A 19,941-nucleotide genomic window follows, 5' to 3' on the forward strand; every position below is an offset into this window, starting at 1 on the left:
AACAGACACTTCAACGTTAAACACGCTAGGATCAGTTTCGTGCAGTTCATTGTATTACCACTCAGTTTTATTACTAAGGCAGCTTCGGCTGCCTTATTTGGGTTATTGTTGCTGATCGCATTTGCAGTCACTGCACCCATGGGAAGTCATGAGTACTGGGGCTTCTTTCGTTATGATTATTTGCTGTTTTATGCTCTCATCATTCAGGTTTGTCTGGTTTATTTAAAGTTAGAATCATGGGCAGAAGCGAAGGTTATTGCCTTATTCCATATCATGGCAATGGGCATGGAGATATTCCTGACCCATCCTGCGATTGCATCTTGGCAATATCCGCAACCAGCCATTTTTAAATTATGGACTGTGCCACTCTTTGCTGGATTTATGTATTCAGCCGTGGGCAGTTTTTTCGCTCGGTCATTACGGCTTTATCAGGTCTCTTTTGAATATTTACCGCAATTTGGCAATATGCTGTGTTTGGCGGTTTTATCTTATTTAAACTTTATGACTAAGTTTTTTATTCCAGATATTCGGGTGGCTTTATTTATATGGAGTGTTGTGATTTTCTGGAAGACCAAACTTTATTTTCAGTTGCAACAATATCGCTTTAAAGTGCCGATGTTACCGATTTTACTGTTGTTGGCTTTTTTGATCTGGATTGCTGAAAACATTAGTACTTTCTATCAAATCTGGCTCTATCCAAGTCAGGTAGATGCATGGCATATGGTGGGCTGGGGCAAATTAGGTTCTTGGTATCTATTATTATTACTGAGTCTGGTTTTGGTATTAAAGATTCTTGGTACACGAGATAAACATGGGATATGGCACTTAAATTAAAGTTGTCGAGAGAATGGGGCTTTTGCCCCTGATATAAATATTTCAGATATATTTAAAAATTTATTTGCTAAAACAAGTCAAGCTGGTTATTTTAATTCCTGTGTAAGAAGAATTACACAACACAATAGTGATAACAAATAGTTAAAAATAATTGATACTGGAGATCGTTCCTATGTTAAAGAAAATTGCATTAGCTGCATTGTTAGCCGCTGGTTCAACTGTGGCAATGGCTGATAATGATGTGGGTTGTGGTGTGGGTACACAAGTTTGGGCGGGTAAAAAAGGTGTTGCACCTAAAATTCTTGCTGCAACAACCAATGGTATCTTTACTAACCAGTTACTCGGTATTACCTTCGGTACTTTAGGCTGCCGTCAGGGGGGAACAGTCACAGCTCAAGTGGTGACATTTACCAATGAAAATGCTGAAGCTTTAGCGCGTGATATGGCTGTTGGTCAAGGCGAAAGCTTAAATGTTCTTGCTGAATTAATGCAAATTAAAGCCAATGATAAAGCACGTTTCTTTGCTGTATCTAAAGCCAATTTTGCAGAAATTTACTCAAGCAAAAATACAAATTCACTTCAAGTTCTAGACGCTTTACAAGGCGTGATGGCAAAAGACGCGGTGCTTAAAGCATACGTTTAATTTGCTGCATGATAAAACCCTGTCTCGATGGCAGGGTTTTCTTATACCTACTTTCCTTATACTTAAAAATATTTTGCTGAATGAAATTAATTACTTTTGCGATAGCGTCTTTGATGTGCCATTTTGCACATGCCTCGGTTGAATCTGATTCACAGAAATATTTAGACCTTGCTCAACAAAAACAATTAGACCAGCAAATCACATGGCAACGCTTGATGTATGCCGACCAAAAACAAAACAGTGAGGTCAACTATGCCGGTTATTTTTATGCCAAAGATGGCAAAACGAATTTAAAAAGCGAATTACAAGCAGATATTAAAGCCTTATTTCTGGAAGCTGCCGATAATCAATCGATACGGTGTAAATTCCCTGCACGCAGTCGCTGGTTGATGCAGCAGTTGAATATTGAGTCGACACAACTTCCTCAAGCCAATTGTACTGAGTTTGAGGAATGGATTAATCAGATCAAGCCGTATAAGGCCACCTTGATTTATGCCACTGACTTTATGGGCAATCCAAGTTCCATGTTTGGGCATACTTTATTGCGGCTAGACCCTAAAGATCAGAAACAGCTTAATTTGGTCTCGTATGCAGTCAATTATGCTGCAACGGTGAAAGGGGATGATAACTGGTCTTATGCATGGAAAGGCTTAACTGGACAGTATCCTGGTGAATATTCATTGATGCCGTACTACCGTAAGGTCAAAGAATATGGCGATTTTGAAAGCCGTGATCTATGGGAATATGAGCTGAATTTAACTCCAGAAGAAACCCGCTTTCTGGTTGAGCATATCTGGGAAATGCAGCATGTGAGTTTTCCTTATTATTTCGTCAGCGATAACTGTGCTTACCGCTTGCTCGGCCTGATCGATCTGGTACGTCCGAATTTAAACTTAAAACAGCAGTTTAATTATGCTGCCATTCCGATTGAAACCTTGAAGGCTGTTGACCAACAAAATCTGGTTAAAGAAGTGGTCTATCGTCCTGCACTGGAAACCCAATTACTTGCTCAAGCCAAGCAGCATGGCACGCCTTTAGCTAAAGTTGCACATCAAGTTGCGTTTACTGAGCTTAATCAGGCTGAACCTGTTTTAAAAAATTATAGTCCGTCTGAGCAGGCCAAAATTCTTGAAATGGCCTACGACGATTTATATCTGCAATATATTAGCCATCAGGTCGATGCAGATTTTGCCCAGCCACAATTACGTCAATTACTAGCTCAACGTAGCCAGATAGAAGTGCCTAAACAGCGTCAGGAACCAGCCCGACCGAAAAAGCAGCCTGTAGAAGGGCATCATGCGCGTAACGTGTCGGTAAATATGGGTGAAGTACAAGGGCAGAATTTTATTGAGCTGGGTCACCGTCAGGCTTACCATGATCTGATCGATCCCCAAGGCGGCTATCGTACTGGCACGCAATTACTGTTTCTGGATGGCAGCCTGCAATATCGTGATGACAAACTTAAACTTGAGCATTTAGATCTCTTATCTGTCAATTCATATAACCCGATTCAACCTTTTAAATCGCCATTAACTTGGGGTTTTAATCTCGGCTGGAAACAGGAAAGCATTGAGAAAGGCCAGTTTAGTGAAGACCAACAACATGGCGTGATGAATCTCAATATGCAAGTGGGCTATAGTCTGGCGGATTATGATCGTCGACATTTGTGCTATGCCCAATTACAAAGTCATATTCAAGGTGGAAAGGACTTGGATAAAGGTTGGCGTGTTGGCGCTGGGCCTACAGTGGGGTGCATGAATGTATGGTCAGATAATATCAACAGCGTTGTACAGGTAGAATTACCGTATTGGCAAGATTTAAACCAGTGGAATCTAAGAGTGGGCACACAACTGCAATATAGTTTAAGTGCAAATGATGCTGTGCGTTTGAATTGGGATTTCGAACAGCAAGATCATAAAGACTGGAATAAATTCGGCTTGGGATATGTACGGTTTTTTTAGAGAAGCCAAAGCTTTGATCAGTGCAATTCGCAGTGATCAGATTTCTACAATCACGTAGTATTTTTTGACGGTTTCCACCACTTCAAATGTTCCCACAAATGCAGGTGGGATAATGCCTGCTTGGCCAGCAGTCACTTCAATAAAGGAATTGGTTTTTGCATCATGAATGCGCACAATGCCTTCAATGATCTGAAAGAATTCTTGCTTGTTCTCAGCAAATTGAATATTCCATGCACCGACTTCACACTGCCAGATGCCACAGTCCATCTGCGGATGCTCATACAAGCTATGAGTGAGCCGTTCAGGATTACCCTGAACCAGACGATCTGGTCGAGGGTAATCAACGCTGGCTTCATTTTTTAAATGACCGAAACCTGCTAACTGAATGGATGACATATGCAGTACTCGTATTAATAGCTTTCTGGCACAGCGCTCAAGAACTCGCGACGCGTATCTTTATCTGTTTTAAAATCACCGATAAAAGAAACCGTACGAGTGGTTGATTCTTGCTTACCCACACCACGCATCATCATGCACATATGTGCAGAGTCAATCACAACTGCAACACCACGTGCCTGAGTTACCTGTGCAACTGCTTCAGCAATCTGCTGGGTCAGGTTCTCTTGAACTTGAAGTCGACGCGCAAACATTTCAGTAATACGAGCAAATTTTGATAGACCCAGTACCTGACCCTCAGGTAAATAGGCGATATGCACGCGGCCATAAAATGGCAATAAATGGTGTTCGCAAAGCGAATAAAATTCGATGTTTTTAACCAATACCATTTCATGGTTATCGGAAGGGAAGAGTGCGCTATTCGTAACTTCTTCAAGCGTTTTGCTATAACCAGAAGTTAAAAAAGAAAAAGCTTTCGCCGCACGCATCGGTGTATCTTGTAAGCCCGGGCGATTTAGGTCTTCGCCAACGGCAGTTAAGATATTTGCGTACGATTGCTGCATAGACATAACAATGTTCACTTAGGTGGGTTGAACAAAAACGGCAATTGTATCAGAAAACGATTAAAAATCTTAATTTTGATATAAATGCCGATTACTGTTTGAATTTAGGGTTCTTTTCAGCACGTTTGAGCAGGACTAAAACAGCACCTGTGCCGCCCTGATTTTCAGGCGCGCTCACAAAAGCAAGTACATCACGATGCTGTCTCAGCCAGCCATTGACATAGGTTTTTAAAATCGCTTCTGGGCCTTTGCCATGCACGATCTTAATGACATTCTGGTTTTCTTCTTTTGCCATTTGAATGATTTGCAGAACCGCTGCACGTGCTTGCTCAACGGTACAACCATGTAGATCCACCGCCTCGAACCAGCGAATTTTACCTGCTTTTAAGTCTTCAAATACTTTGTGCTGTAAGGTCGCGATGCGGTAGCTTAATGCCGCTTGGCTAGCCACAGGATTTAAGATCGCTTGGGTATCGGATATTTCTGTGAGCTCTTGCTCAGCTCCACCTTCTGCCGCAGCACGCTTTGCCAAGGTTTGGGCATCAACTTTTTTGCTACGCGTTACTTTAGTATCAGCAATATTTTGATTGTCGATTGGTTTGACCCCAAGTAGGGCTTTTTTAAAAAGTTCTGTATCTTCCAACTCTTCAGCAGCAGCTTGAGCCTTTTTTGATTCGGCTTGCTTTGCAATCGCGCTGGATTGAGGATTAGAGATTTGCTTTTTAAAGGCTTTCAGTAAATTAAACTGATCTTTAGAAAGCGATGAATCGTGTTTACTCATAATGTTAGAAAAATAGGCAAGATACGAGAGAGGTGTGAAATTATAGTCCGAATCTATGATAATTTGAACTGTATTACGTTCAGGAGGCTATGGAGATTAGTTTTTTAGAGCGGATTGAAAATTAAAAATGCATTATTTTTAAGATGATGACTCCCTTATAATTTTTATCATTCGAGATTGATTTAAACCTTTATTTTTAAAGCGATCATATAGTTCAAAACAAATATGCTGATTTGCTTGGAGACGCGGTAAAGTGTGATCAAAATCAAAATAACGAATATAACCAGATTGGTCCATGACAATTGCGAGCCGTTCGAAGTGACCGTCTCGTTTTTGAATTTTTTTATATTGTTCGATTACACCACATGCTTGAGACGTCATTAAGGTCTGAGCAGGGGATGAATACATTGCAATGCCAATCAAAATGCATCCAGGAATGATCGTTAAGTAGAAAAGAACTCTTGGGTCTTTAAAACTCTGAATTTTTTCGTAAAAAAATAAATGACTATAAATAGGAAAACCCATTAATAAGATTAACCCGATAAGTAATAAAAAGTTATTCATATTGTTCCATCAATTTTATTCTTTATTCGGAACTTATTTTTAGTTCTAGTATCATTTTAAAGGTTCAAGATAAAACCTTAGCTTGAACCTTACTGGCTTAGATTTGCTCAGGCTGACCAAACAACTCATTAAATGCCTGATCTGGGCGAGGTTGTTTCATAAAGCTTTCGCCGACCAAGAAAGTATAAATATCATTAGCTTGCATCATTTCTACATCAGCAGGCGTGGCAATACCACTTTCTGTCACCAAAACGCGAGAAGCAGGCAATAATTTCTTTAAACGTAATGAGGTATTTAAATCGACATCAAAGGTTTTAAGATTACGGTTATTCACACCCAAAATGCATTGTTCAGAAAGTTTTAAAGCACGCTCTAATTCATATTCATCATGCACTTCAACTAACACATCCAACTGCTGCTCAAATGCCGTTTTCGACATTTCTTCAAGCTGTTGATCGGATAGGCAGGCCACAATCAATAAAATACAATCCGCATGTAAAGCACGTGCTTCAATGACATTATAAGGATCAACCAAGAAGTCTTTACGTAAAGCTGGCAGGGCACAGTGATTACGTGCGATAGCAATATTTTCATCCGCGCCTTGGAAGAAATCCACATCCGTTAATACAGACAGGCAAGCAGCGCCCGCTTGTTCATACTGTTGAGCAATTTCTGCGGGATTGAAATCTGCACGAATAATGCCTTTAGACGGAGATGCTTTTTTTATTTCAGCAATAACAGCTGGACGTTTATGTTGCAAGGCATTGGCAAAACCACGTACAGGTGAAGCCTCTTTTGCCCATTGTTCAACATCATGCAAGCTACGTTGTTTTAAACGTGCTGCAAGCTCCTCATGTTTGCGGTCAACAATTTTACCTAAAATGGTATTTTGAATATCGATCATGAGAAGTCCTTAGTCTGCCTGATATTGTTTCAATGTCTTGGTAAATTCAGCCAAGATACTCATTTTTTCGAGCGCTTGTCCGCCGTACAGAATATCCTGAGCCAGCTCAACAGCTTGTTTATAGGTTTTGGTAATGCCCGCAACATAAATCCCAGCAGCTGCATTTAGTGCAATCATATTTGCTGCTTTTTCGCCAATGTCGGATTTATTACGGCCTAGTGCATCTTTAATCAGTTTTAGGCTTTCTTCTGAACTATTCACCACTAAACCTGACAAGGTTTGAGATGGAATACCGACATCATCTGGATTCAGTGTCCATTCGGTAATTTCACCATCTTTGAGTTCAGCGACGGCAGTGGGTGCAGCCAGACTGATTTCGTCCAGACCATCTTTAGAATGCACAACCAGTACATGCTCGGCACCCAACTGTTTTAATACTTCAGCAATCGGACGGCAAAGTTCATCTGAGAATACGCCAATCACAAAACGGTTCACGCCAGCAGGGTTGGTCAATGGCCCCAGTAAGTTGAAAATACTGCGGATTCCCAATTCACGACGTGGGCCAACAGCGTATTTCATGGCTTTATGATGATTTGGTGCAAACAGGAAACCTACACCCATTTCACGAATACAGCGTTCAGTTTGTTGCATATCCAGGTCAAGCTGAATCCCGATTTGCTCAAGTACATCAGAAGAACCTGATTTGCTTGATACACCGCGGTTACCGTGTTTGGCAATAGTTGCACCCGCAGCGGCAATCACAAAGCTAGAAGCGGTTGAAACATTAAACAGATTTTGACCGTCACCGCCTGTACCTACGATATCGACGAGATGCGGAATATCACTGACATCAATCTTGATAGCAAACTCACGCATAATGCGTGCCGCAGCGGTGATCTCATCAATACTTTCACCTTTCATGCGTAAGCCCATCATCAGTGCACCAATCTGCGCTTCCGTTGCTTCGCCTTGCATGATGCTGCGCATCACATCTTCCATTTGAGGCTGGGTAAGATGAATGTTCTTGGTAATGTGATTAAGGGCCTGTTGGATATTCATAGTCATGAGTTACAGCATCAATGATTAAAATTTTGAGTGAGGTCAGTTGTCTGAGTAGATGGTTTGGCTTTTTGTGATCCATGATTCACTAGCTGCGAGCTATGTTATCAGAAAATAAACAAAGTTTTTTGTTGTTCGGTCATAGTTTTAAAAATTTTGCTGCTTCTCTGATATGGTATTTTTGAATAGCTCGATTTATTTCTGGAAAAAGGTTTTAATTTATTCTGAGTTTTTATGATAAGGAATTAACCTTTTGGTATATCTTAATCATACATATCCCTAGAAAAAATGAGTATAAATCAACTAAATAAAAGTGGATATATTAGGTCGGTCTTCATTTTATTCATCCATAAATATGTACCTAAATTACTTGAAATATCTTGGGGCTGCTAAAAATAAAGGTTGTTTTGTTTTTGTCTTTATTGCATGCCTTCATCCATTAGAAAGTTATGCTGAGACCCATGTAGAACAGCCACAAAGCAAGGCAACATCGGATAAAGTGGTGCGTGTAGCAGTCACAGGTTCACGTATTTCCAAAGCTCAAAAAGATGGCCCGACCAGTGTAACCGTGATTACCGCAGCCGATATCGAAAAGCAGGGCTTTAGCAATGCCTTTGATGCATTAAATAACCTGACCCAAAATACCGGCTTTGTGCAAGGAGCTGACTATGGCAATACCTTTACGCCTGCCGCCAATGCGATTAGTTTACGAGGTTTAGGACCGAATCACACCCTGACTTTAATCAATGGACATCGGGTGGCTGACTATCCTGTGCCATATGATGGTTCTGTGAATTTTGTCAATTTAGCCAATATTCCAACTGCAATTATTGATCGAATCGAAATATTAAACGGTGGTGCTTCCGCGATTTATGGTTCAGATGCAATCGCAGGTGTAGTGAATATTATTCTGAAAAAGAAAACCGACGGGACCCAATTTAATATCAAGGCAGGTGGAACCAAAGAAGGCGGCGAGAACCTACGTTTACAACTGAGTGGTAGTAAAACACTGGATAAGTTAAATCTGGTGTATGGACTTGAGCTGAGTGGTCGTGAACCGATTTGGGCAGCTGATCGTGACTTTATGACGAGCCGAACACGTTTGGGGGAAAAGCCAGACACGATCGTTGGGCGTAAAAATGCCAAGACAGGACAATATCTCTCAATCGGTGGTTGTGATGCATTTGATGGCTTATTTAAAGGATCAGTCCAGAATATAGGAAAAACAGGTGCAGATAACTGTGCCAGTGGATTAGCACGACCGACCTATTGGACGGTTCAAACCAAGAATCGCAGCCAAAATGGCTATCTCGGTTTGGATTATGAGCTGAATGAAAAAACACAATTATTCGCAGATATTTTGATTGGTGCCAATCAAATTGAAAATAATACTCGTGGCCCGATATGGACATCCTTAGGTGCAAGTAGCGGCTATTTCCTCAATCAAGACACAGGAAATTATGAAATTTGGAGTCGTCGTTTTGCGCCAGAAGAATTAGGGGATGTTGAGCAAGCCAATAAAAAATGGAAAGAACTCTCCTCAAATTTAAACTTTGGTATTCGTGGTGATATTGGAGACAGCAGCTGGCGTTATGAAGCTGCCTATAATGGCTCGATTTATACCAGTCAATTACGCAAACAAGGTCTGGTGCGTTCGAATGTTGATGAATATTTCTTAGGTCAGCAACTGGGGACAGATCAGGATGGTATTCCGATTTATTCACCGAATCTGGATCGTTTAAGTCGACCACTGACGGCAAGTGAATTTAGAACGATTTCGGGCACGACAGAAGAAAAAGACAAGTCTTGGGCACAGAGCTTAACTTTAAGTGCCAATGGTGATGTGTTTGAACTCCCAGCAGGAACGGCTAAGCTTGCTGCTGTGGCAGAAATTGGGCGTCAAGGTTTTACAATCAAACCGGATAAAGCGGTAGAAAATGGTGACTTCTATAATGCGACTTCCAGTGGTGAATATGGTGGGGCGCGTACACGTCAGGCATTGGGTACGGAACTCTTTCTACCGTTAGCAAAGCCATTAAATTTAACGCTGTCTGGACGTTATGACCGGTATGCTTTGTCAGATAACAGTATTGATAAATTCACGTTTGGTTCAGGACTTGAGCTTAGACCACATCCAACCTTATTGGTTCGAGGTAACTATGCGACCAGTTTCCGCGCACCAGATATGAATTATCTGTTTTTAAATAAACAAAAAGGTTATTTCCCAAGTACCACCGATTATTTACGTTGCAGTCAGACGGGACAAGCTTTAGATAAATGTAGTTTTAAAGATTATTCGCCGGGAGCAAATTATACCTTAACGGGCAATAAGGATTTAAAGCCTGAAGAGGGTAAATCTTATGGTGCAGGTTTTGTTTGGTCACCAAGTAATAAGTTTGATATTTCCGTCGACTACTGGGATATCAAAATTGATAATCTGGTAACCAATTTAAGTGAGGATAAAATTTTACGTCTGGAAGCAGATTGTCGTTTGGGCGCACAAGATATCAACTCTGCACAATGTGTCGATGCTTTAGCGCGTGTAGAACGGAACCCGACGAATGCAGTGGTTGATCCAAATGTGATCAAGAATATTAATATCGTTCCGATCAATGCTGCTTCAGATCATACCCGAGGAATTGATTTCACCAGCAAATGGCGTTGGAAAACTGAAAATCTGGGTAATTTCCTGTGGACGGTGAATTATAGCCGCGTGCTTGAACGTGAATATCAACAATCTAAAGACGGCGAGAAAGATAATTATCTTAAAGACTTAACCATTCCAGATTGGAGAGACCGTTTCAATACCAGCCTCAGTTGGAATCGAGGTGATTGGGCATCGACAGTTCTGGTGAATCGCTATGGCAAGATTCCAAACGGGAATCAAACGGCTTACTTAAGCCCGACCTATTTGGTCAATTGGAGCGGAACCTATCAAATTTCGCCAAAAGCCTCTGCATCAATCATTGTGAATAACCTGTTTGACAAAGTGAAACGCGATGACACAGGCGGATGGCCATATTATCCAGTAGGATCATATTCACCATTCGGCCGTCAGGGCTGGCTGGAGTTTAATTATAAATTCTAACAATGATGTGTGGATGCAGCGAAGTGGTACACCATTTGCTGCGTCTTTTTATTTTAAAAAATACAGAGGACAGATCTCCTATGTTGGTCAAACCTTCATTAAAAAAACGATTGCTACTTACGACATTAATTTCTTTATCCGCAACACAGATTTTTGCATCAAATAGCAAAGAACAAATTCCAATTGGAAAATTACCTGAATGGGTTGTGCCTGAATCTTATGATTTAGACTTTAAAATTGATCCTGCACAAAAAGGTTATACGGGCAAAACCACCATTCATTTAAAACTCACTCAAGCGACCGACCATCTGTGGATTCATGGCAAATCCTTGTCGGTAAAAGAGGCGAGTATTAGCGCCGTAAATGGACAGAAAACCAAAGCCAAATATGAACAGGCTTCAGAAGTCGATGGCGTGAGTGTGATTAAATTTGCCAAGACCTTAGCTGCTGGGCAATATCGTTTAGTACTGGATTTTAATGCAGATTATGATCAGCAACTTGATGGTATCTATAAAATTGAGTTTGAAGGTAAACCTTATATCATGACTCAAATGGAAGCCATTAGTGCCCGTCAATCTTTCCCATCTTTCGATGAACCACGTTTTAAAACGCCGTTTAATATTCGTCTGACCATTCCAGAGAAATATTCAGGTTTTGCCAATACCAATCAGACATCGGAGCAGACCGATCAGTCAGGTTGGAAAACTTTAAGTTTTGCACCGACCAAACCATTACCAACTTATTTGCTTGCGCTGGCAGTTGGGCCTTGGCAATTACAGAAAGGGCCAGATATTGCTGCAACACAATGGCGCAAAGATGCCATTCAACTGCGCGGGATTGCACCAGATGGTAAGGCTGCAAAAATGCAGCATGCTTTATCGGAAACCCCTGCAATTTTAAAAACGCTAGAAGATTATTTTGCTTTTGGCTATCCCTTCGACAAATTAGACCTACTTGCTGCACCAGACTTTGCTGCGGGTGCAATGGAAAATCCCGGGTTGATTACCTTTAGAGATTATTTGATGCTGCTAGACAAAGACTCACCTGTGTCATTTGTACAGGGCTCTTTTAATGTCAATGCACATGAGTTGGCGCATCAATGGTTTGGTGATGTGGTGACGATGCCGTGGTGGGATGACTTGTGGTTGAATGAATCTTTTGCCACTTGGATGCAAAGTAAAATCACCCAACAATTGCACCCTGAATTCAATGCTGATCTGGAACGAGTCGTAGATACAGCAGGTGCAATGAAAAGCGATAGCTTGGTCAGTGTACGCCGTATCCGCCAGCCAATTTTAAGTAATGCCGATATTCAAACTGCTTTTGATGGTATTACCTATCAAAAAGGCGCGGCTGTTTTAAATATGTTTGAAAGTTATTTAGGTGAGGAAAAGTTCAAACAAGGCGTACGGAATTATATTAACAAGCATCAATATGGTAGTGCCACCGCGAATGATTTAATCAGTTCTCTTGCAGAGCAGTCTGGTCAGGCTGAACGTTTTAGCAAAGCGGTAAAAAGTTTTATTGATCAACCGGGTGTACCTTTGCTGAATACCTCATTGCAGCAACAAGGTAATAAAGTCTTTTTAAATGTGAAACAAACTCGCTATTTACCAGTCGGTTCAAAAGGGGATGCCAATAGCCTTTGGGGTGTACCATTATGTGTGCGCTATGAAGTTCCAAATGCGGCAAGCAAAGTCCAATGTGAACTGGTTGACCGAGCTGAAGCCAAAATTGAGCTCAAAGGCGCAAGTATTAACAGTTGGTATATTCCAAATGCAGATGCTGCAGGCTATTACCAATTTAGTTTGCCTGAACAGGAACTTGCTCGTTTGACAGCAGCAACAGCAAAACTCTCCAATACTGAACAATTGGCCCATGCTTATGCGATTTCGGCAGCATTTAATCATGGTGATATTAACTTGTTGGCGGTGGTGGATGTTGCGAAGAAGTTTGCTCACTCGAATAGCCGCCAAATCAGTACCGCATTATTTCAGCAGCTCAGTGTGATACAACGTCATGTATTGAAAACAGATGCTGAACGTGAGCATTTGAGAAAGGTTCTGGCGAATTTATACTTACCAAAACTGAATCAGTTGGGTTATACCAGTAAAGCGGGTGAATCTGCTGAGGATAGTTTATGGCGTAGTGAGTTGGCGCAGTTCCTTGCACTGGATATTCAGGTACCAGAAGTTCGTCAAAAACTCTTAAAGCAATCGGATGCTTTATTTGAACAGAAGCAACTGAACTTTGCCCAGCTCACGCCAGAATTATTACCCACTATTTTGGCAGTACGGGTTCAAGAAAAAGGACAGCCTGTATTTGATCGTTTAGCAGGGGAATTACAACGGATTACTCAACCGACACAACGTTTGGCAATTCTATCTGCTTTAGGCTCAGCTAATCAGACAGACACACGTCAGCAGGCACGCCAGCTCGTTCTTGATCCGCGTGTGAAGGTGGGGGAAGTGCGTACAGTGATTAATGCCATCAATAACTATAGCGGTGAACAAGGTGGATTGTGGTCATGGTTTAAAGTAAATCATGAGGCAGTATTTGATCGTTTAGGTAAGTCTTCTGCGGGACGTTTCCCTGCATTGTTTAGTGGCGCGGCGTGTACCCAACAGGAAGCGACACAGTTGAATAATTTCTTCGCACCGAGAACCAAAGAACTGGTCGGAGTCGAACGCGGCTTAAATCAAACCAAAGAACGGATCCAACTGTGTGAGTCTTTAGTTGCAAAACAGGATGGCTCTATTGTGCAACAATTGAAGTTGTAATTTACTAGCCATAAAAAAGCCAACATTGTTGTTGGCTTTTTTTATTTCAATACGATTTAAGCATCATTATCGGGTTGAGGATCCCTTACTCCCAATAATTGACTGGTTGCTGTACCAGCGGTCATTGAACCATTTACATTTAATGCGGTACGTCCCATATCAATCAAAGGTTCGATTGAAATCAGTAAAGCCACTAAAGTAATTGGTAAGCCCATCGCAGGGAGCACGATTAAGGCAGCGAATGTCGCACCACCACCTACACCAGCAACACCGATTGAACTAAGCGTTACGATGACAACCAGTTGCGCAATCCATAACGGATCCAGTGGGTTGATACCAACGGTTGGGGCAACCATGACAGCAAGCATTGCAGGATATAAACCTGCACAACCATTTTGACCAATCGTCGCACCAAATGAAGCCGAGAAGCTGGCAATCCCTTCAGGTACACCCAATTGCTTGGTTTGTGCTTCAATATTCAGTGGAATACTGGCTGCACTTGAGCGACTAATAAAAGCAAAGCTCAAGACTGGGAAGACTTTCTTGAAAAAGTCGACTGGATTGATGCGTACAAACACTAAAATCAAGGCATGGACCAGGAACATAATCGCAAGGCCGAGATATGAAGCAACAAGGAATTCGCCCAATTTTACGATATCGGCAAGATTAGCTGTTGCGACCATTTTGGCCATTAAGGCCAGCACACCATAAGGTGTAAATTGCATTACCAAACGAACCAGACTAATGACGAGCGCTTGTAATGCTTCAATACCATGCTTGATTCTTTCGCCATTTACATGATCTTTATCCATCAGCTTTAAAGCCGCAACACCTAAAAATGCAGCGAAAATTACCACACTGATAATTGCAGTAGGACGAATACCTGTTAAATCAGCAAATGGATTTTGAGGAAGTAGAGAAAGCAGAAGTTTTGGTACGTCTAGATCGGTGACTTGCCCAATGTATTGACTTTGAATCGCAGCTAAACGTGCAGCTTCTTGAGTGCCTTGTACCAGACCTTCGGCGGTTAAACCAAATAAGTTAGTCACGGTGGCACCCACCAGCGCGGCAATAGCCGTGGTTGCTAACAGGATACCAATCACTAAGACACTGATTTTTCCAAGCGACGTTGTCTGATGTAATTTCACCACGGCACTGACGATTGAAACGAAAATCAGCGGCATGATCACCATTTGTAATAGCTGGATATAACCATTACCCACAAGGTTGAACCATGCGACAGAGTGTTCAATAATCTGACCATCGCCATATATGGTTTTAAGTGCCAGACCGTAGATGATACCCACCACCATACCGATCAGAACTTTCTTTGAAAGGCTCCAATCTTTTCGGTAGGAAAAGAACAATCCTGCCATGAGCAGGACAAAAACAATAATATTCAATAAAACCAAGATATTCACTATAGGTTGTCCTGATTGATATTTCAGGGAGTGCTAAAAATAATGGCGTAGATTCTACCATCCAGCAGCCCTGAAACTTAATCATTCCTATGACTATAGTTAATCTAAAAAAGTAAAAAGGGCGGTGTTCAATCTGAAATCGCATCGTACCTTTACTTTTTCTATTCTGTGAAAAGTGGATTAATTATTGAAAAAGAATGATTTGTTTTAAAGTAATAGATCGTCTTTTAATTTTAAAGCTTAAAAAATAATCAGTTTGTATGAGTTGTATATTGTTTTTATATGTTCAAAATAAAAACAGCCTATTGGAGGGCAACAGGCTGTTTTAATACTGAAATTAAAAAGTCAGTTTTGGTTTAAGCATAAAGCTCTAGGAAGTTTTTAAAAATTTGATGCCCATGCTCACTCAAAATTGATTCAGGGTGAAACTGAACGCCTTCGACTGGAAGGGTTTTATGTTTAACACCCATAATTTCCTCAATCGTGCCATCAGTCTGATTGGTCCAGCAGGTCAGTTCTAGGCATTCTGGTAACGTTTCTTGCTCAATCACCAGTGAATGATAACGTGTCGCTGCAAATGGAGAAGGGAGATTGCTAAAAATCCCTTTATCTGTGTGATGCATGTCGGATAAGCGACCGTGCATGACGGTTTTTGCGCGAATAATATTTCCACCGAATGCCTGTCCAATTGCTTGATGACCTAAGCACACGCCCAATAAAGGAATTTTTCCTGCAAAGTGATTGATCGCTGGAATAGAAATTCCTGCTTCACTTGGAGAACATGGCCCCGGTCCAATTACTAAATATTTTGGCTGCCATCGTTCAATATCCTCTAATGAGACTTGATCATTGCGAACTACTTTTACTTCCTGATTCAACTCGCCAAAATACTGGACGATGTTGTAGGTAAAAGAGTCGTAATTGTCGATCATTAGAAGCATTTTTAGCTAAACCTCTTGATATTTAATGTATTTTCAAATAGTGCTGTTTTGAATACCCGTTTGGTTACTCGTTTTGAAACTAGTGCCCAATGTATTGAACAAAAATAAAGCCGCTATCTAAGCGGCTAATATAACAAAAAATGAAGTGACCAGTTTAACTATTTCATTCATTACAACTTTGCAAGAAAAAGCTCTAACAGGTATCCAAGTCCTTTGAAAATAGGAATGACAACCATCAAGGCAGAATAGGCTTTTCTTTAGAAATAAAAAACGATTCTGCCTCAGTTATGGAAGAAGATTAAATCTTACGGGTGTTATAAATCAGCCAGTCTAAAACCTCTCCAGAGAGATGTTCAGCCAATCTTTCTTGAACGGTTTGATGGTAGTGATTTAACCAGTCTTTCTCTTCATTGCTTAGCATATCAACAACGATACAATCTAAATGAATTGGGCAAAGTGTGAGTGTTTCAAACTCCAGAAATTCACCGTAGGTTTTTTCAAAACCAGCGTGGAGCTGGTTTGCAACCAGATTCTCGATGCGAATGCCGTATTTACCTTCATGATATAGCCCCGGTTCATTGGAGATAATCATTCCCTCACGTAATTTGCTATAGGCATGTATCGGCGCGTAATAAGAAAGTACTTGCGGCCCTTCATGAACGTTCAGTGCAAAACCTACGCCGTGACCTGTTCCATGACGGTAATCTAAACCCTGTTGCCATAAAGTATGACGACAAATTGAATCGAGTAAAGGTGCAGCTAAACCTTCTGGGTAAATGGTTTTTGCCAAAGCAATATGACATTTTAAAACCAGCGTATAGTCACGTTTTTGTTGTTGTGTCGGTGTCCCAACGGGAACAACACGGGTAATATCCGTTGTGCCATCTACGTACTGTCCGCCAGAGTCAATCAGTAATAAACCATCACCTTCGATCAATGAATAGTGTTCTTGAGTAGCACGGTAGTGGGGTAATGCCCCATTGGCATTAAAGCCAGCAATCGTTGAAAAACTTGGCCCTATAAAACCATCTTGCTGAGCACGAAAGGCAGTAATTTTCTCATCAATGGTCAGTTCTGAAATGTTCTCTTGATGATGAAGTGCTTGTTCTAGCCAGTGGAAGAAATGACAAAGGGCAACACCATCTTTAAGCATGGCACGACGGATATGCGCAATTTCACTTTCATGCTTGCGTGATTTAAAAAGTGTACTCGGGTTGATGTCGTATACAACCTGAATATCGTTTGCGAGAGCTTGTTGGTGATCAATCGATACTTTGGCTGGATCTAACAGTACAGACGCATCAGAAATATTCGCTAAAAATCTAGCGGTATCTTGATAGTTACGAATCTCAATACCATCAGCTTTGAACGCCTCTTGCGTGGTGATATCTACCTTATTGCGATCAACAAATAAAATAGCCTGTTGAGAACTGATATATAGGTGTGAAAGGAATACAGGATTGTACTCTACATCTTGTCCACGTGCATTTAACACCCAAGCAATATCATCTAAAGATGAAATGAAATGGCCTTCAATTGCCTTACTGTTTAACGTTTCTCGTATTGCCTGAATTTTTTCTTTACGTGATAAAGCATTTAACCCTTCAGGCATTAAATGGATATTTTTTGAAGGCAGTTCTGGACGCTTAGACCAGATTAAGCCGATTAAATCTTGCTGTGTTTCAAGTTTAAAGTCATGTTGTTTTGCCGTATTTTCCAATGCCTTAAACTGCTGGATTGAAAGCGTTTGCCCATTAACAGAAATGACCGAGCCAGACTTTAGATTTTTCTCAATCCAGACGAGATGTGTCGAAGATTCATCACTGGTCAATTTTTGTAATTGGAAACCAGTTCCAACGAGTTGTTGTTCGGCTTGTACCCAATAACGCCCATCAGCCCAGAGCCCTGCAAAGTTTTGGGTTACAACTAAAGTACCGACAGAGCCACTAAAACCGCTTAACCACTGCCTTGTTTTCCAATAGTCTGGTAAATACTCTGACATATGTGGATCTGCACTCATGACAACCAAAGCATCAACGTGTTGATGGATCATGTGTTCACGAAGTTTCGCTAGTTTTTCTGGAACAGTTAAGTCGTTCATATCGTTTCCAAATCAGGTTGAACTTTGCTGGTACTTTTGCCCATTAATTTGTTCATTGGTTTCTTTAATAAAAATAACACGATTGCGCCAATAACTAAGGCCAATACGCAGCGCATAAATAGGGTGGGTAAATTTTCGATAGCATCTGCCGCGACTTGTCCACCAATCAAACCTGCCATGAGGTTGCCTAAAGCTGAACCTGTGAACCATAGTCCCATAATTTGTCCACGAATGACATCTGGAGCAAGTTTGGTCATGGTCGATAAACCAATCGGGCTTAGGCACAGCTCTCCTAAAGTGAGTAGCAATAAAGCACCGACTAACCACAATGGTGAAACCAGACCATCGCTAATGGCAAAATGGCTAGCCAGTGACATCAGTAAAAAGCCGCTTGCTGCCAGTAAAAGTGCGATAATAAATTTTGAGATATAACTTGGATCTTTGTTCGACTTGCCTAGTCTTGCCCACAGCCATGCAGCAATTGGAGCAAAAATAATGATAAAGAGGGCATTAATCGACTGGAACCATACGGTTGGAATCTCAAAACCTAAAACATTGCGGTTGGTATAATCCTGAGCAAATAAATTAAATGAAGTTGGCTTTTGCTCAAAAGCGGACCAAAAAAGGGCAGAAGTGATCAATAGAACAAAACAAATGATAATTTTAAATTTGTCATTTTGATCTAAATTGAGGAAAAGCAATAAATACGCAAAATAGGCAATAATTCCTATACCAATCCCTACAGTTAAGTAGGTCGCGACAGCGACAGGGTTGATGTGAATGATGCTAAAGAACGTTAATGCAATAACCACTGTAACTGCGAATAAGAAGCTAAATACAATTTTGGGTGCATTTTTATTTTCTACGACAGGTTTGCTACAGCTGTTGGTTTCTTGACGTAACTTGTTAAAATTTTCCAGTTGGGGAAGTGCCATAAAACGGAAAATTAATAAAGCAATGAGCATCCCAAGGCCACCAATACCAAAGCCTAAATGCCAGCCATGATCTCTTACCAAAAGCCCTGTAATAAGCGGGGCAATAAATGACCCCATATTAATTCCCATATAGAAAATGGAAAAGCCTGCATCACGTCTTGCATCTTGAGCTTTATATAAAGTTCCAACAATCACCGAAATACATGTTTTAAATAGTCCAGAACCTAAAACAATAAGTACTAAACCAAAATAAAAGAAAGACTGATCAAAAACAGGTGTAAGCGCAATTGAGAGATGACCTAAGGCAATAATAAGTGAGCCATACCAGACAGCACGTGCTTGACCTAACCAATTATCTGCAATCCATCCACCAAAAACGGTCATTAAATACATGGAACCTGCAAACAATCCCACAATCGCTGCGGCAGTGGGTCGATCAAGTCCTAGGCCACCGTCATTGACCATGGCAATCATATAAAGGATCAGTAAAGGTCGGATACCATAATAGGAAAATCTTTCCCAAAGCTCGGTGAAAAAAAGCGTTTGTAAAGGCTTAGGATGGTCAAAAAAAGCTTTATCCGATCGTTCAAAGTCATATTTCATTAATCAAATCCTTGAATGATTTTAAGTTTTTATAAACATAACTTTGAGTTTGTTTATTAATAATAAAAATTTATGTATACGATTTTTAGTTTTTTTTAATTGTAAAAGCAAGTTTGGCCTGTATAAAAAAAGTGAATGAAAAAGAACATGAATAGTAAAATTTGTTTTTCGTTCGATAATAACAAGTCTACGCGAATGGATTTGAGTCGTTGATTACTCAGCTGTTAAATCGTTCACCTAATAAGAAAAATTCATAAAATGAAAAAATATTAATTGGATTTTAAATAAAGAATATCGCCTATGGATGAATAGGTTAAGCAACAAATTTTAGTTGTTGAAATAAACAAAAACATTCATTGAACAAAAG

General features: G+C 40.7%; 14 protein-coding genes and 1 pseudogene. 5 read left to right on the forward strand and 10 right to left on the reverse strand.

Translation table 11 applies throughout. The features are described 5' to 3' along the window. Nucleotides 1–39 precede the first annotated feature (39 nt). From AWW72_RS09620 to AWW72_RS09630, 3 genes are all read left to right on the forward strand, one after another. On the forward strand, nt 40–834 hold the full coding sequence (locus AWW72_RS09620; RefSeq protein ID WP_062847189.1) for a DUF817 family protein: 795 nt from the start codon (nt 40–42) through the stop codon (nt 832–834). 172 nt (nt 835–1,006) lie between these two features. Beyond that, nucleotides 1,007–1,477: a DUF3015 family protein gene (locus AWW72_RS09625; protein ID WP_004773725.1), complete on the forward strand. Its 471-nt coding sequence runs from the start codon at nt 1,007–1,009 to the stop codon at nt 1,475–1,477. Nucleotides 1,478–1,557: 80 nt separating this feature from the next. Further along, nucleotides 1,558–3,438 carry an Lnb N-terminal periplasmic domain-containing protein gene (locus tag AWW72_RS09630; RefSeq protein ID WP_062847190.1) on the forward strand — a complete coding sequence of 627 codons (1,881 nt, stop codon included), beginning with the start codon at nt 1,558–1,560 and terminating at the stop codon, nt 3,436–3,438. 36 nt (nt 3,439–3,474) lie between these two features. On the opposite strand, the gene AWW72_RS09635 is transcribed toward AWW72_RS09630, so the two are convergent. The 6 genes from AWW72_RS09635 to trpD all read right to left on the reverse strand — a co-directional run bounded on the left by AWW72_RS09635 (nt 3,475) and on the right by trpD (nt 7,705). Next, nucleotides 3,475–3,834, reverse strand: coding sequence for a cupin domain-containing protein (locus tag AWW72_RS09635; RefSeq protein WP_004773723.1), 360 nt, complete (start codon nt 3,832–3,834; stop codon nt 3,475–3,477). A gap of 14 nt (nt 3,835–3,848) precedes the next feature. Then, a complete protein-coding gene (gene folE / locus AWW72_RS09640; RefSeq protein ID WP_171062185.1) occupies nt 3,849–4,397 on the reverse strand; it encodes a GTP cyclohydrolase I FolE in 549 nt (182 codons plus the stop codon). Nucleotides 4,398–4,488: 91 nt separating this feature from the next. Beyond that, on the reverse strand, nt 4,489–5,178 hold the full coding sequence (locus tag AWW72_RS09645) for a Smr/MutS family protein (RefSeq protein WP_005258830.1): 690 nt from the start codon (nt 5,176–5,178) through the stop codon (nt 4,489–4,491). Between the two features lie 138 nt (nt 5,179–5,316). Continuing rightward, complete coding sequence (locus AWW72_RS09650) at nt 5,317–5,742, reverse strand: hypothetical protein (RefSeq protein WP_062847191.1); 426 nt, start codon at nt 5,740–5,742, stop codon at nt 5,317–5,319. Nucleotides 5,743–5,839: 97 nt separating this feature from the next. Beyond that, nucleotides 5,840–6,646 carry an indole-3-glycerol phosphate synthase TrpC gene (trpC, locus tag AWW72_RS09655; protein WP_062847192.1) on the reverse strand — a complete coding sequence of 269 codons (807 nt, stop codon included), beginning with the start codon at nt 6,644–6,646 and terminating at the stop codon, nt 5,840–5,842. A 9-nt stretch (nt 6,647–6,655) separates the two neighbouring features. Continuing rightward, the gene (trpD, locus tag AWW72_RS09660) at nt 6,656–7,705 is read right to left on the reverse strand and encodes an anthranilate phosphoribosyltransferase (protein ID WP_032863949.1); all 1,050 of its coding nucleotides are present in this window, start codon (nt 7,703–7,705) and stop codon (nt 6,656–6,658) included. A gap of 355 nt (nt 7,706–8,060) precedes the next feature. On the opposite strand from trpD, the gene AWW72_RS09665 reads away from it, so the two are divergent. Together AWW72_RS09665 and AWW72_RS09670 are read left to right on the forward strand one after the other, a co-directional pair. Continuing rightward, on the forward strand, nt 8,061–10,793 hold the full coding sequence (locus tag AWW72_RS09665) for a TonB-dependent receptor (protein WP_062847193.1): 2,733 nt from the start codon (nt 8,061–8,063) through the stop codon (nt 10,791–10,793). Between the two features lie 7 nt (nt 10,794–10,800). Beyond that, nucleotides 10,801–13,573 (forward strand): annotated as a pseudogene (locus AWW72_RS09670) (M1 family metallopeptidase). Between the two features lie 56 nt (nt 13,574–13,629). Here the strand turns inward: AWW72_RS09670 and AWW72_RS09675 are convergent. The 4 genes from AWW72_RS09675 to AWW72_RS09690 form a co-directional block, all read right to left on the reverse strand. Beyond that, entirely contained in the window at nt 13,630–14,994 is a 1,365-nt protein-coding gene (locus AWW72_RS09675) for an L-cystine transporter (protein WP_004773709.1), read from the reverse strand. 356 nt (nt 14,995–15,350) lie between these two features. Beyond that, a complete protein-coding gene (locus AWW72_RS09680; RefSeq protein WP_062847195.1) occupies nt 15,351–15,935 on the reverse strand; it encodes an anthranilate synthase component II in 585 nt (194 codons plus the stop codon). Between the two features lie 298 nt (nt 15,936–16,233). Beyond that, nucleotides 16,234–18,036: an aminopeptidase P family protein gene (locus AWW72_RS09685; protein ID WP_062847196.1), complete on the reverse strand. Its 1,803-nt coding sequence runs from the start codon at nt 18,034–18,036 to the stop codon at nt 16,234–16,236. Continuing rightward, nucleotides 18,033–19,574 (reverse strand): peptide MFS transporter, encoded by a 1,542-nt coding sequence (locus AWW72_RS09690; protein ID WP_062847197.1) that lies wholly within the window; start codon nt 19,572–19,574, stop codon nt 18,033–18,035. Before AWW72_RS09690 ends, AWW72_RS09685 begins: the two co-directional genes overlap by 4 nt. Between the last annotated feature and the right edge of the window lie 367 nt (nt 19,575–19,941).

It is taken from the genome of Acinetobacter sp. NRRL B-65365 (assembly GCF_001605865.1).
Taxonomy (GTDB): Bacteria; Pseudomonadota; Gammaproteobacteria; order Pseudomonadales; family Moraxellaceae; genus Acinetobacter; species Acinetobacter vivianii.